The organism is Streptomyces sp. DSM 42067, from assembly GCF_055792885.1.
In genome coordinates this window covers 1,123,532-1,137,371 of the sequence record NZ_CM147706.1, presented here as the reverse complement: position 1 = coordinate 1,137,371, position 13,840 = coordinate 1,123,532, and the positions used below count along the sequence as shown (strand labels likewise).

11 protein-coding genes are annotated in these 13,840 nt (G+C 69.8%); 1 reads left to right on the top strand and 10 read right to left on the bottom strand.

Translation table 11 applies throughout. The annotated features are described in order from the left end of the window. Positions 1-278: 278 nt before the first annotated feature. From ACSMXV_RS05450 to ACSMXV_RS05435, 4 genes are all read right to left on the bottom strand, one after another. The gene (locus tag ACSMXV_RS05450; RefSeq protein WP_473176568.1) at positions 279-1,568 is read right to left on the bottom strand and encodes a cytochrome P450; all 1,290 of its coding nucleotides are present in this window, start codon (positions 1,566-1,568) and stop codon (positions 279-281) included. Between the two features lie 190 nt (positions 1,569-1,758). Continuing rightward, positions 1,759-2,658 carry an LCP family protein gene (locus ACSMXV_RS05445; RefSeq protein WP_473176567.1) on the bottom strand — a complete coding sequence of 300 codons (900 nt, stop codon included), beginning with the start codon at positions 2,656-2,658 and terminating at the stop codon, positions 1,759-1,761. A 454-nt stretch (positions 2,659-3,112) separates the two neighbouring features. Further along, complete coding sequence (locus ACSMXV_RS05440) at positions 3,113-4,360, bottom strand: NAD(P)-binding domain-containing protein (protein WP_473176566.1); 1,248 nt, start codon at positions 4,358-4,360, stop codon at positions 3,113-3,115. An 18-nt stretch (positions 4,361-4,378) separates the two neighbouring features. Beyond that, positions 4,379-5,488, bottom strand: a complete 1,110-nt coding sequence (locus ACSMXV_RS05435) for an ATP-grasp domain-containing protein (RefSeq protein ID WP_473176565.1) — start codon at positions 5,486-5,488, stop codon at positions 4,379-4,381. A 407-nt stretch (positions 5,489-5,895) separates the two neighbouring features. On the opposite strand from ACSMXV_RS05435, the gene ACSMXV_RS05430 reads away from it, so the two are divergent. After that, a complete protein-coding gene (locus tag ACSMXV_RS05430) occupies positions 5,896-7,062 on the top strand; it encodes a glycoside hydrolase family 26 protein (RefSeq protein WP_473176564.1) in 1,167 nt (388 codons plus the stop codon). 29 nt (positions 7,063-7,091) lie between these two features. Here the strand turns inward: ACSMXV_RS05430 and ACSMXV_RS05425 are convergent, their stop codons facing one another. From ACSMXV_RS05425 to ACSMXV_RS05400, 6 genes are all read right to left on the bottom strand, one after another. After that, positions 7,092-8,249: a GNAT family N-acetyltransferase gene (locus ACSMXV_RS05425; RefSeq protein ID WP_473176563.1), complete on the bottom strand. Its 1,158-nt coding sequence runs from the start codon at positions 8,247-8,249 to the stop codon at positions 7,092-7,094. Beyond that, positions 8,249-8,857 (bottom strand): YveK family protein, encoded by a 609-nt coding sequence (locus ACSMXV_RS05420; protein ID WP_473176562.1) that lies wholly within the window; start codon positions 8,855-8,857, stop codon positions 8,249-8,251. The genes ACSMXV_RS05425 and ACSMXV_RS05420 overlap by 1 nt, the downstream gene beginning before the upstream one ends. 74 nt (positions 8,858-8,931) lie before the next feature. Beyond that, on the bottom strand, positions 8,932-10,077 hold the full coding sequence (locus tag ACSMXV_RS05415; RefSeq protein ID WP_473176561.1) for a glycosyltransferase: 1,146 nt from the start codon (positions 10,075-10,077) through the stop codon (positions 8,932-8,934). Continuing rightward, the gene (locus ACSMXV_RS05410; RefSeq protein WP_473176560.1) at positions 10,074-10,847 is read right to left on the bottom strand and encodes a polysaccharide deacetylase family protein; all 774 of its coding nucleotides are present in this window, start codon (positions 10,845-10,847) and stop codon (positions 10,074-10,076) included. The genes ACSMXV_RS05415 and ACSMXV_RS05410 overlap by 4 nt, the downstream gene beginning before the upstream one ends. Then, positions 10,837-12,528 (bottom strand): murein biosynthesis integral membrane protein MurJ, encoded by a 1,692-nt coding sequence (gene murJ / locus ACSMXV_RS05405; RefSeq protein WP_473176559.1) that lies wholly within the window; start codon positions 12,526-12,528, stop codon positions 10,837-10,839. Before murJ ends, ACSMXV_RS05410 begins: the two co-directional genes overlap by 11 nt. After that, positions 12,525-13,823: an O-antigen ligase family protein gene (locus ACSMXV_RS05400; RefSeq protein ID WP_473178835.1), complete on the bottom strand. Its 1,299-nt coding sequence runs from the start codon at positions 13,821-13,823 to the stop codon at positions 12,525-12,527. The genes murJ and ACSMXV_RS05400 overlap by 4 nt, the downstream gene beginning before the upstream one ends. Positions 13,824-13,840 lie beyond the last annotated feature (17 nt).

The window sequence follows — 13,840 nt, the reverse complement described above, 5'->3', positions numbered from 1 at the left end:
GATTGCCTCCTGGAGCGCTCTATTTTTGCCATTGACGCGGAGCCTAGAGCGCTCTATCTTGCTCAGCGAATCGGCTACGTAGAGCGCTCTACCTCAGGTGCTCGGCGATCACCACGACGTCGTCCTGATCGGTGCGGCGCCGCCTCGTGGGCCGCGCCCGGATCACCGACGACTGCCCCTGCCCTGACCGACCTCCTCGCCACCCACGCGGGCAACGGGCGCCACCCCCTGCGCACTGTTGGTCGCCGACCTGATGAGCGGGTGTGCGGGACGCGCTGTCAGGCGACCGGCGGGTCGAAGGTGAAGCGCAGGGCGCGCACCCGGTTGTCGAAGTTCGAGCCGGCCAGTTCGGGGATGCCCACGGCGCGCAGCGCCCGCGGTCGGCTCAGCAGCTCGCGGAACAGGCCCTTGATCTCGAGGCGCGCCAGATGTGCGCCCAGGCAGAAGTGCGGGCCACCGCCGCCGTATCCCAGATGCGGGTTGGGGGTGCGGGTGATGTCGAAGGCGTCAGGGTCGGTGAAGACCGCCTCGTCGCGGTTGGCGGATGCGTAGTAGAGGACCACTTTGTCGCCGGGGCGGAAGGTACGCCCGCCCAGCGAGTACTCCGCGGTCACCGTCCTGCGGAACTGAATGATCGGCGTCGAGTGACGTACGACCTCCTCAACCGCCCCATCCGCGTACCGGTCGAAGTCGGAGGTGAGCAGGGCCCGTTGTTCAGGGTTCCAGGTCAGCAGCGTCAGCGCATGGGCGATGGCGTTACGTGTGGTCTCCACGCCTGCCACCATCAGCAGGGAGAAGAACGCGCCGAGCTGACGTGCATTCAGCTTCTGGCCGTCGACGTCTGCGGACACCAGGGCGGAGATGAGGTCCTCCGTGGGCTGACGGCGGCGTTCGCGGCCCAGCGCCGCCATCATCAGGTGCATGCGGGCCAGCGCCCGCAGGCCCCGTCCCGGCATCCGCAGCCTGGCGCCGAGGGTGCGCTTGACGCCCACGTTCTCGGACGCGTGATTGATCTGCCCTGCGATCTCGGGCCGGTAGTGCTCCGGGATGCCCATGAGATTGCAGATGACCTCGAACGGCATACGGGAAGCCACCGACGACACGAACTCGCCGGGCCGCTGCGCGATCATGTCGTCCACGATGCGGCCCGCGACTCGGCAGATGTCCTCCTCCGCGGCAGCGAGCAGCCGCGGGGTGAAGGCGCGCGAGACCACCCGCCGCAGCTGGGCGTGGTGCGGGTCGTCCAGGTTGACCATGGATTCGCCGAACAGGAATCTGACCCACCTGGCGGGCTCCGGGGTGGTGACGGCCGGAGCGCTGGCGAACACCTTGGGAAGCCGGCTGGCCCGCACCACATCGGCGTGTTTCACCAGCGCGTAGAAGCCCCGCTCCGGTCGGCGCCACGAGGCGGGACGCTCCATGAAGTACGCCGGCTGCTCGAGGCGTCTGAGCGCCGCGAAGGCGTCCAAGCGTGCGGCCTGCGGGAGTTGCCAGAATGACGGGTGGGCGAGATTCACCTCGTGCGGCTGTGGCGTGCGTCGCTCGGCCGTCTGCGCCGGGACCCTCATGACCAGCTACCTCTCGTAGTTCCGGCGTTCAGGCAGCCGGAATGACGCCTGGTGTGCGACCGCTCGCAGCTTGTCCTCCCTCTGGAGGAGAAGCTCCCGCAGATGGGAGAGGGCATTCGCCCGACGGCCGAACGAGTGTTATCGCTGCGGCCAGGCGAGCCTTGTCCCAGCGGCGCGCCGACAGTCGCCGTCAACTGCAGGCGAGTCGGGTTCCCTTGACGGGGACGAACTCGCCCATGCTCGGGGTGGTGTGAATTCCGGCAGGGAGTGCGGCCTTGGCCGTCGCCAGTGACCTGCCCGCACGCACGGCCTTGAACACGGCCGCGGATTTCGCCTCGTCCCACGTGAGGGTGGAGCCGACGCCCTTGATGTCGGCGTATCCCTTGATGGGAACGGTGGCGAATTCGAGCGAGCTGAGGCCGATGTTCCGCAGTTCCCTGGCCAGCGACAGAATGTCCTTCACCGTGAAGGCCCGCTCCGTCCGGGTGGCGGGCAGCAGCACCGAACCCAGCTTCGCCAGCCGGACCGGATTCTGCAGCGTTCCATCGCTCGAGATCTCCTTGATGAAGGAGACGAGGAATTTCTGCTGTCGCTGGATACGGCCGAAGTCGGCAAGATTGTCCACCTTGCGGGAGCGTGCGTATTGCAGCGCCTCGCCGCCGCCCAGGTGGTGCGTGCCCACAGGGAGGTCGAGAGCGGTCGCCGGATCCTTGAGCCTGCGGTCGGTGCAGATATCGAGTCCGCCCAGTTCATCGACGGTCTTCATGAAGCGGGAGAAGTCGACGGCCAGGAACCGGTCGATCTTTACGCCCGTCATGTTCTCGACTGTACGCATGCTAAGGCCCGGGCCGCCTTCCGCGTATGCCGCGTTGATTTTTGCAAGGTGACTCTTGTGCTTCTTCCCCGTACGGTCGGTGTATGCAGGAATCCGCGCGAGGGAGTCGCGGGGAAGGCTGATGACACTGACCCTCTTCCGGTCCTGCGCGATATGGACCAGCATCATGGTGTCCGTGCACCCGCAGCCGATACTGCCGAGGCGGTACCGCTTCTTCTCCTCCTGCGTGACGGTGTCCCGGTTGTCAGTTCCCACAAGCAGCACATTCATCGCGCGGCTCTTCGGGGCAGGCTGTTTTGCCGACGACATCACGTCGTCTGTCTGGAATGCGCCCAGCGCGAGCACCGAAGTGAGCACGGTGACGGCAACGGTCCAGCCTGGGATTCCCCACCTCCGCCTGACAGGCAGGCTCGATTGCGGGGTGCCGGAGAATTCATTCATACGACCTGAACCTCACAGAGACTGCTTGCGACGGGAGAAACGTTATTTCATGCCGTCAGCAGGAAACGGCACCGACTCGGCAATCTTTTCTTTGCGCTTCGAGGATCTCTGGCCGTCAGATCCTTCAAGTCGCCCATCGCCGACCGGAATTACGGCCGAGCTTGAAGTGACCCCGGGCTTGAAGTAACCCCGGGTTTGAAGTGAACCCTCGGCGACTGTGCCCTTCGCCGGGTACGGATGGGGCGGCGGCGTCGCCCCATGCTCGCCTTCAGTTCCGTCCTTGGCCGCAGCTCCGCCGACTCCAGCGGAGTGGCCGGGACGACGTCAGGCGGCGCTGCACCCCGCGTACCAGCCGTCCAGCCGTGAAGGTGGCCCCGTACACAAAGCGCATGGAAGGGCCGAACGACGGCGCGGCAAGAAGTCCCGCGAAGAACAGCCCGGGATACGAGGACTCGAATCCCGCATTCAACTCCGGTGACCTGCTGCGGCCGACAGTGCCGAGCAAGCGCCGCAGGCGGTCGTCGAGCAATTCCAGCCTGCCGAGGTCGGGCGTGAAGCCAGTGGCCGCGATGACATGGTCCGTCTCGACAGTGCGGATGCCCGCGCGACCGGGAGCGATGAGCGTCAGCCGGATACGATCCCCCGCCTCGGTGGCCCCGAGCAGTTCCTGCCCCAGCTCTACGGGCACCTGCTGCTCGAATCGGTCGCGCAGCCACCAGGCGCCCGCGGGCCCGAGCGCCGTGGCGGCGATATGGGCACGGGCGTCGCCCGGAAGGTGCCGTACGAATGCGGGGATCTCGGACCAGACCCAGCTGGTCCAGCCTGTCCCCAGCCCGCTGTGCGGCTCGCGGAGCGAGCGCAGCAGTCCGCGGCGAAGCGGCTGCGGCGGGGTGTTCCAGTTGAGTTGGCCCGCACGGGCGACGAGCCGCGGCCGCGCGCCGTGCTCGGCCAGCAGGGCCGCGGTCTCCAGCGCCGCCTGGCCGGCTCCGACGACGGTGACCTCCTTGCCGCTGAAGCGGCTCAGGTCCCGGTGGCTGCTGCTGTGGGAGTAGCGGTCGGCGGGAAGGCCCTTCAGCTGCTCGGGGATGTTGAGGAACGGCATGACCCCCACCGCGAGGGCCACGGTGCGCGCGGAGAACCGCTCGCCCTCGGCCGTCTCGACACGGAATCCGGAGCGGCCAGGGGACACCCGCGTCACGGTGCGCTCCTCGACCGGTGGCGCCGCCCGCTCGGCGAACCACATGCCGTACTCGGTGAAGGTGCTGATGGCCAGTGGCTTGCCGTGGCTCGGCCGCAACTCGCGGGCGGCGCAGTAGGCATCGAGGGTGTGGCTGCCCGAGGGGTCGGACAGATTGGACGACCAGGGTTCCGACTTGAGGAACATGCCCCGCGGCATGTGATCGCGCCACGACGCCATCGGTCTGCCGAGCACCCGGGTCCTCAGTCCGGCCGCGGCCGCGTGCGAAGCGATGGACAGCCCGTAAGGGCCGGCCCCAATGACTGCCAGGTCGTACATGATTCGATCTCGCCTTTCTCATCGTGGCATGGACGCGCTGTCGGGGTGTGACGCGGAGCCGCCGTCGGGCGCGGCACGGGGGACGGGCATGGCCCTGCCGCGTCGGCGGGGAGTCCGTACGCCCGGTCTTCGCAGCCGGTTCCTGCCTTTGCGCAGTCCCCTGCCGAACCACACCGCTGCCATGGACAGGAAGGGGGCGATGTCATCGGCCGCGAACCAGGCGCTCTCGGTGCCGCCGCGCCTGCTGGCTGTGCCGGCGCCGTCAGGCGGGCACCCGGCGGACCGGCTGTTGTCCGGCCCCGCGGTCCTGAAGGGTCGAGCGCGGCCCCCGGAGGCCAACAGCGAGAGCAGGGCGTAGTTCTCGGCGACGAAGACCCGTCCCGGCCTGCTGCGGGGCCTGGGCACGGGACGACCCGTCAGGTCCAGGTACTGGGCCCGTACGACATCGAGGCCGTCCCGGTCGGTGAAGAGACGGAACTGGGCGCCCAGGCGCGGATTGAAGTCCAGCAGGTGGAAGGTGCCGCTGGATTCGTCCCAACGGAAGTCGAGATCGAGGATTCCGCGGTACCCGACATGGGCCGCGAGCCGCAGGGCGGCCTTCTCCACCTCCGGGTTGGGCTGCCATCTGCCCAGCGCCGTCAGTCCGGTACGGAGCGGCCAGGAGAGCACCTTCCGGCCCGTGCCGCCCACCAGACAGCGGTCCTGGTCCCCGAAGTAGCCGTGGAAGAACCAGTCGCTGTCCGGCCTGTACGGCAGATAGCGCTGGAGCAGCAGGCGGCTGCCCGCCGCATCGCCCTGTTCGTGCAGCCGCGCCGCGTCGGCCGCCGTGTGCACCAGGGTCGTGCTGCGCAGCCCTGATCCGGCGGTGAGCAGCCAAGGGCGGCTCCACTTCGCCACCATGGGAAGCCCCAGCTCCCAGGGCGCCGCCGCGGCCTCGGCAGCGCTGGCAGGGATGACCATGGCCGGATGCGGGATCCCCAGACGCTTGCACAGCCCGGCGAGTTCCTCCTTGTCGGCAAGGCGCCCCGGCAGGTCCGGCGGCTGCTCCGGAAGGAGATAGCGCCCGGTGAGACGCGGAGCGAGTGCCGCGATATGGATGGCGCTGATGTCATCCATCGCGATCAGCACCGCTGGTCTCCCGATCTCATCGGAGATCTGAAGCAGCGTCCGGTGAAAGAGGTCCGGCGTGATGGCGCCTTCCGGCCTGGGGTGCGACCGGTGCAGATATCGGGACCTGGTGACCGGGCTGTCCGCCGATTCGACAACGGCATGGACTTCCACTCCTGCGCGGCCCAGTGACCTGACCGCTCCAAGGGTGCCGTGGTGCAGGGGATTCCGGTCCAGTCGAAGGAGCAGGGTGGGTACCCCGGCGCAGAACGGTGGCATTCACGTCACGTCTTTCACCTGGATGGAATGGGACGGGGTATAAAAGTCGCCAATGGGCTCCGCAGAGTGCCCAAGCCGCCCATTAATAGGATTGTTTGAGAAAAGGCTCATGAATCCGCTGATTCGCCGGCCTTCAGGGGGAGAAGTCAATGCTTCACCAACGCCGTCGGTTGATGGTCACCTGCATCGGGACCGTGGCCGCCGGTCTTCTCATCGTCCGAGTGGGGCTCGGAGATCCGGCGCCACCCGTCCCGCCGCCCGCGGAGTCCGCCCCCGTTCCGAAGCCGGCCCCGTCGCGGGCTTCGGAGCCCGCCGTGGGTGCGTACCTGGACTACGGCCCGGCCGGTGTGGAGCGTATGGGCGAGCTGTCCCGCTGGCTGGGGGGAGCGAACCTGCGGGTCGGCCACACCTACCTGCCGGGTGACGTCTGGTCCAACATCGAGGGCCGGCCGGGCTATCTGCAGGCCTGGGCGCGCTGGCGGCGGGCCCAGGACGACCGGATGTTCGTGCTCAATGTGCCCATGCTCGAGCGCAATGAGGAGGGCCTCTCCGACGACGAGGTCCGCTCGCTCCTCAGGCAGGGCGCGCGGGGAGACTTCGACGACCACTTCCGCAAGCTCGCCATACGGCTGGTGCGTCTGGGAGTACCCGACACGATCGTCGTCCTGGGCTGGGAGATGAACGGGACCACCTATACGCATCGCTGCGGCCCGGACCCGGAGTCCTGGAAGGCGTACTGGAATCGCATCGTCAACGCGATGCGCTCCGTCCCGGGGCAGAAACTCACATTCGACTTCGCACCCAGCCGCGGAACGGACGCGATCGCCTGGACCCGGTGTTATCCGGGTGACGACACGGTCGACATCATCGGGATGGACTCGTACGACCAGCCCCCGGCCGAAACCTTCGAGGAGCACGTCAAAGGACCGTACGGGCTGCAGGCGCAGATCGACTTCGCGGCCGCGCACAAGAAGGAGATCTCCTATCCCGAATGGGGTCTCTTCCGCAACGGTGACAATGCCGTGTACATGCGCGGGATGCTCGAATGGTTCGACGCACACAAGCCGCTCTACCAGTCGATCACGGACTACTGCCCGCACGGTGTGTGGCAGTGCGACGAGAACCCCGACGCCTCGAGGGTCTACCGCGCCAAGATGTCCGAGTCGGCCAAGCCCGAGCCGGTGCCGGGCAAGGACCCTGCAGCGTCGGACGTCAATACGACCGTGGGGTGCGTACCGGTCGATCTGGATGACTGGGCCGGGAGGCGGGCGAAGCCCCGCACGATGTGTTGGCGCGTCCGTCGGCGGGACGGCTGAGGAGGCGGCGCACTGCGCCTGGTTGTGGGTCACCGCCCGCCACCCGCCCGCACGTTGTTGAGCTTGACGCGCCACTCCCGCACCGCGGGGACGAGCGAGCGCAGTACCTCGGTCGCCCGGTCGCGGCCGGCCAGCTGCGCCGCGTACAGGCTCAGCATCGGCGCCAGCGCGGACGGGGCCAGAAGCAGCCGCTGGTTGGTGACGGTGGCCGGACGCCAATGGGTCTTGTACGGTTCCGTGCCGCGCAGCAGGCTGATGACGCTCCGGCCCGTCTCCACCGCATGCTGTGCGTCGCGCCGCAGCAGCATGGTCGCGACGTCGACCTTCCTGGTACGGAGTTCCGGGTCTGCGCCGTACAGATAGCCGCCGGTGAGGTGCGCGGACTGGAGCGTCACATTGGCCGCCACCACCGCGCCGTCCAGCCGGTACTCCGTCAGCGCCGCGTCCCCGTCCCTGACCATGCGCCGGGTGGCGCGCGTCAGATGCTCGGCGAAACGGGGCTGGAGGTGCTCGGGGGTGATACCCCGCCCGCGCCACTGCAGCTCATGAAGGCGCAGCAACTCGCGGATGGTGGACGGGACTTCGTGCTCGGCAACGGCGTGCTCCTCGATGCGCAGCGCATCGACCTTGCGCAACTTGGCCCGTACGCGCTGGGCCCTCGAGGATGCGAGCCGCTTCATCAGCTCTTCGATGGGCTGGGCGGGCAGCTCCAGACAGACCGAGTCGCTGAGCCTGCGCCGCGCCCCCGGCCAGACGTCGAACAGCTGCTCCGCCGCAGCTCCGGGACGTACCTCACGCAGATCGATCACCGCATGGCGCCCGGTGCGGCGCAGTCCATCGGCCAGCGCGTTCAGCACGCCGGGCGCGTGTGAGTCGTCGACGAGGATGTCGGAGAAATCGGAGATACCTCCGCCCAGCGGAACCAGCAGCGGCAGCGGACGGTGTACGAGCATCAGGGGAGCGGCCCCGACCAGTGTCCCGCCGCGCCGTACGAGGACGACACGCAGCCGGCCCGGTGTGCCGTACGAGAGCCACCAGGAGTGCAACCAGGAGTGGCTCTGGAACGGGGTGGCCGCTGCGCCGCGGCGGTGCAGCCTGCCCCACTCCTCCTCCAGCTCCGCGAACTGCCGGTCGTCGCGGCACAGCGTCGCGGCATAGCCCGTTCCGGCTTCGGTCGCCGTGGCCATCAGATGTGTTCCTTCGCCTTGGCGGCGGCCTCTCCCGACCGGGCAGGAGCGGGGACCGGGGTCCTCGCGGTCCACTGCTCGCGCCGGGGCCGCACGAGCAGTACGAGAGCGCCGATGACGCCGCCCGCACAGCCGCCGACGGCGATGTCGACAGGAAGCGACGGGGAGACGGGCTTGGCGGGCGCGATGGCCGCCGAGAAGTCCACCAGCCGGACGCCGGTGTCCTTCGCTGCCGCGTTGCCGCTGTTCATGAGGGAGTCGGCGACCGCGTTGGCGATATTGGCGGCCTCGTCCCGGCTGGTGGAGGTCCCGGTGATCTCGATCACCGGTGAATCCGGCGAGGTCTGGGCCTGGACCTGCCGGGCGGGCAGCTTGTCCGGTACGCCGTCCGCGGTCTGGGCATAGGCGAGGATGGATGAGCTGGTGGAGATGCGGCCGTAGGCCTGGGCGAAGCCGAGGGCGGTGGCGGGGTCGGAACCCTTGGCGGGCACCACGACGACATAGGTGGTGGCCGCGTACTCCGGCGCTGCGCGCACGCTGTAGGAGGCACCTCCCGCCACCCCGATGAGGATGAACAGGACCAGCGGCCACCAGGCGGGCAGGAACATGAACTTCCTCCGGCGCGGGCTGGACCGCCGGGGAAGGGGGGGCTTTTCCTGGGACAACTCGGCCATGGTGGTGCTCACTTCTTCGTCGGGTCGGTGGACGGGGCGGAGGCGACGGCGCGCGCGTACACGTCCAGGAGGCTTCTGGCGCTGCGCGCGATGTCGTAGTGGCTGACAACGGGGGGCGGCTGAAGGCGGCGCGCTTCCGTGGACATCTGGATCCGCAGCGCCGCCTCCAGCGCGTCGGCACGGCCTGCGACCCGGACGGCACCGGGCGTCAGTGCTGCGGGCAGATCCTCGATGGCGGGGCAGGAGACGTGTAGGACCGGCAGTCCGGCGGCGAGGGCCTCGACGGCGGCGAGCCCGAACGACTCCTCCTCAGAGGCGGAGACGAAGACGTCAAGTGCGCTGAGCACGGCGGGGATTGCGGGGACGCCGCGATCGGGGGCGTCCGCGAGCGCATCGCATTCGCCGAGGAACCGGATACGGTCGGCAGCGCCGAGCCGCCGGGCGAGGGTACGCAGCGCGGTCCGCTCCGGTCCGTCCCCCGCCAGCACCAGGCGGGCATCGGGGATGGCGGCGACCGCCCGTACCAGCAGCTCGAAGCGCTTGCCGGGCACGAGCCTGCCCACGCCTCCCACGACGAAGGCGCCTGCCGGGATGGAGAGCTGTGCGCGGGTGGCGAGCCTGGTTCCCTGGTCGAAGCGGAGACTCTCCGCGTCGATCCCGTTCGGTACGAGGTGGATGCGCTGGGCGGGCACCCCCCAGGTGCGCAGCCGGTCGGCGATGGTCGCCGAGACGGCCACGGTCGCCGAGCCGAGCTTCTCCGTCCTCAGATACAGGGCGCGGATCCCCCGGGTGAGGGGCCGCCCTTCGATCTGCCGCTCGCCCAGGGAGTGTTCGGTGGCGATCGTGGTGCGGACGCCGGCCATACGGGCTGCGATCCGCCCGTACACACAGGCGCGGTAGAGGTGGGTGTGGACCAGGTCGTACCTTCCCCGTCTGATGAGCCCGGCCAGCCTGGGCAGCGCGGCGAGGTCGCGGTTGCCGTTCATCGCCAGGTGCGTGACGGACACACCGTCGGCACGCAGCCCTTCGGCGACGGGTCCCGGGTTGGTGAGCGTCACCACGTCGCAGTGGACCGGCAGATGGCGCAGCAGCAGGCGCAGTTGCTGTTCGGCGCCGCCGACGCCCAGCCCGGTGATGATGTGCAGGGCCTTCACCGGAGGTCACCGCGGGTCAGCTGCCGGAAGCGGTGCCGCAGCCGCTTGGTGCGCAGCCGCAGGCCGCGGTCCGCGTGGCTGATGTGGGTCCGCGGCAGGGCGTGGTCGCTGCCGAGCGGGCCCGGGGTGATGGCGCAGGCATAGGCGTAACCGGCGTCGCGTACGGCCTCCACGGCCCGCTGGTTGACGGCGCCGTACGGGTAGCAGAAGCCCTGCGGGGCGACGCCGGTGATCTGGCGGAGCCGTTCAAGGCTCCCGCGCGTCTCCTTGCGCAGTTCGTCCACGGTGGCCGCGGTGAGATCCAGGTGGTACCGGCCGTGCGAGCCGATCTCCATGCCCGCGGCGGCCACGGCGCGGATTCCCGCCGCGGTCAGCAGCGGCCTGCGCGGGCCCAGCGGGTCCCAGGCGTTGTCGCCGCCGAGCCTGCCGGGCAGGACGAACACGGTCGCGGTGAAGTCATGGCGTTGCAGCAGCGGCAGCGCATGGTCGATGAAGTCGGTGTAGCCGTCGTCGAAGGTCAGCCCGACCAGACCCCGGGCGCGGCCGGCCGCGCGGGCGCGCATCAGGGTGCCGACGTCGACGCCGGTCAGTCCGCTGCGGCGCAGCCAGCGCAGTTGATGCTCGAGGCGCTCCGGGGCGACGGTGATGCCATACGGGTCGTCGGTCGGGTCGCCCACCGAGTGGTACAGCAGGATCCAGGGCTGTGGGTGCGGGGCGCGGGGAGCCGGTGCGAGCGGGGCGGCGTCGCGCGACGCGGTGTCAACGGGCATGGCGGAACCTTTGTTTGGTGAGGTCGAGCAGTTCGGCGACGTTCGGGCCGCGCAGGACGAGCACGCTGACGGCGAAGACGCCGGGCACCAGCAGGCACCCGAGGCCCAGGCTCAGCAGCGGGCCCGGCACCAGCGGCGCGAGCAACCAGCCGATGGCGCCGGCCGCGGTGGCCGCGACGGTCAGCCGGCCGAGGGCCGCGGTGACCCCGCGCACACGGATGGAGACCACGCGCGAGCCGAGACCGCTCAGGAGGAGCACTGCCGTCATGGTGATGCCGACGGCGTTCGCTGCGGCGATGCCGTACACACCCCAGGGCTGGACCGCGAAGGCACCGACGACGGTGGTGATCAGCAGTCCGGCGGCCATCACGGCGGCCGGGTACCAGATGGGACGCGACGCGGAGAAGAAGGGCCTGACCAGCGCGCCGACGAGGCAGTGGCCCAGCAGTCCGAGTGCGTAGACACGCATGACCGAGGCGGTGGTGGCGACGTCCTGGGCACCGAACGCACCACGCTGGAAGAGCACTTCGATCAGCTGGGGCGCATAGCCGACGACGAGGGCGGTGCCCACGAGCACCACGACTGCGGCCAGTACCAGATCCTGCTCGACCCGGCGGCGGGCCCGGTCCTCGTCCCCGTCGGCCATTGCCTGGGCGACCATGGGGAAGGTCACCGTACAGATCATCAAGGACAGCACCATGGGCATCTGCGCGACCTTCTGTGCGTAGTTCAGATGCGAGATGGCTCCGGCCGGGAGCGAGGACGCGAGGAAGCGCTCGATCAGGACCTGGGACTGGCGGCAGACCGCGAAGAGGACGACGGGCGCGAGGACGCCGAGACCGAGGAGGGCAGGACGCGCGGTACGGACCGGGGCACCGCCACCATGGGGGCGGGACTTTCTCCGGCGGCGCTTCACCCTCACATGCCGCACGAAGGCAGGCAGCTGGACCAGAACCATCAGCATGCTGCCTGCGGCGACTCCGGCCGCCGCGGCTCGCACACCCCACAGGGAGTGCAGCACCACCATGGTCACGATGATGCCGACGTTGTACGCGAGGTAGATCGCGGCCGGCGGCAGATAGCTGCGGTGAGCCCGCAGCGCCGCACTGAGATAGCCGCTGATTCCGAAGGTGAGCACGGTGACGGCCGTCAACCGGGTACAGCTCACGGCCAGTTCGGGACTGGCGAGCCCCGGCGTCAGGATCTCCACGACCACCTGCGCACCCAGGATCAGCGCTCCGGCGGCGCACGACAGGAGCACGAACAGCCGTGGCAGCGTGGCGGACACCAGGCTGCGTACGGGGTCCGGGGAGGCCCCCGCCGCACGCCTGGCGAGCGCATGGCTGAAGGCCGGAACCAGCACCAGCGCCATCGCGTCCTCGATAAGCAGCGTCGACGCCATCTCCGGCACGGTCCAGGCGACCAGGAACGCGTCGCTGTCGCTGCCCGCGCCGAAGAGGTGCGCGATCGTCTGGTCGCGGACCAGGCCCAGCAGCGATCCGGCCACCGTGAGAGCGGCGGTGACCGCGGCGGCCCTGGCCAGCACCCGTCCCAGTCGTGGCGGCCCCTGGGGGCCCTGCGGCTCCTGCCGGCCCTTCGACGGGTAGAGCACGACGGCCGGGGGCGGCACTGTCAGACGGATGTCGGCGCCCGGGCCGATGCCCGCTGTCGCTTCGTTCATACGCTGCTCGACGTCTCGGGCTCAGCCAGCGCCCACCATGCGACGAGCCCGAACACGATGCCGGTGAGGGCGGTCGAAGGACCGCCGATGTCCGCGTACAGGAAGTCGACGGTCTGCCAGATCATCAGCCCCATGGCCATCAGTCCGCAGTCCACCTCGGCCCTACGGGCTCCGGTCAGCCGGCGTACCCCTCCCACCAGCAGTGCGGCCCAGCTGCCGAACAGCGCGGTGGCGCCGATGAGGCCCTGCTCGCTGAGGACGAGCAGATACATGCTGTGCGGCGAGAGCAGGGGCTGGCGCTGGAAGGCCCGGCCCGCTCCCGCGGTGTCGCTGCCCGAGGAGAGCCCGAGCGAGGAATGGCCGTCGCGGTGCGCGGGAAACCCTTTGAGGCCCACTCCGGTCGCGGGCTCCTCGCGCCACATGCTCACTGCGGCGGCCCACATGGTGTACCGGTCGGTGACCGACTGGTCGGGAGCGTCGGTGACCTGCGTGATGCTGCTGAACCGCGCCGAGACGGCCTGGGAGCCGACACCGAAGCCGCCGACGAGTACGACCGCTACGGCGACCACCGCCGCCAGCGCGCGCGCCGCCTGGCGCAGGCCGGCGAGCAGCATGACCGCGACGCTCCCGAGCAGCGTCGCGATCCACGCTCCCCGGCTGAAGGAGAGCACAAGGGGGAGGGCGAGGGCCACGGCGGTGGAGGCGGCTGCGGGGCGCAGCCAGCGGGGCGCGCCCTGCGCGGGGCGGAGCGCAAGACCGGTGGCGATCACCAGGCCATAGGCGACGACCGTCGCCATACCCATGACGTCGGTGGGCCCGAAGGTGCCCACCGCCCGGATGTCCGAGCCCATGTAGGAGGCGCCGGTGCCGGTCACGTACTGGTGGACGCCCAAGGTCCCCTGGATCAGGGCGAGTACGACGAAGGATCCCGCCACCACCCGGAAGTCCCTGGCGTCCCTGAGCAGAAGTACGACGGCGGCCGGTACCACCACGAAGACCTGGAGGTAGCGGACGAAGCCCGGGAGGGCGGCGACCGGATCGGCGGCGGTGATGGTGGCGACGGCGAAGCCGACCGCCGGGATGCCCAGGACAGCGGCGGCGACGGGCGTCAGCGGGCGGGCCCGGTGGCGCAGGAGACGTACCGCGCAGAACAGCACCAGGAACGCCGACGCCACATCGGCGACGGAGACATGGGCGGACGTGCTCGATCCGTTCCCGTACTCGACGGGTACGGCCAACAGGAGCACGGGGGCGATCGCGGGTGCGAGCGGCCACCAGCGCGAGAGGGAGGACATCCGCTGCCCCGATAGCG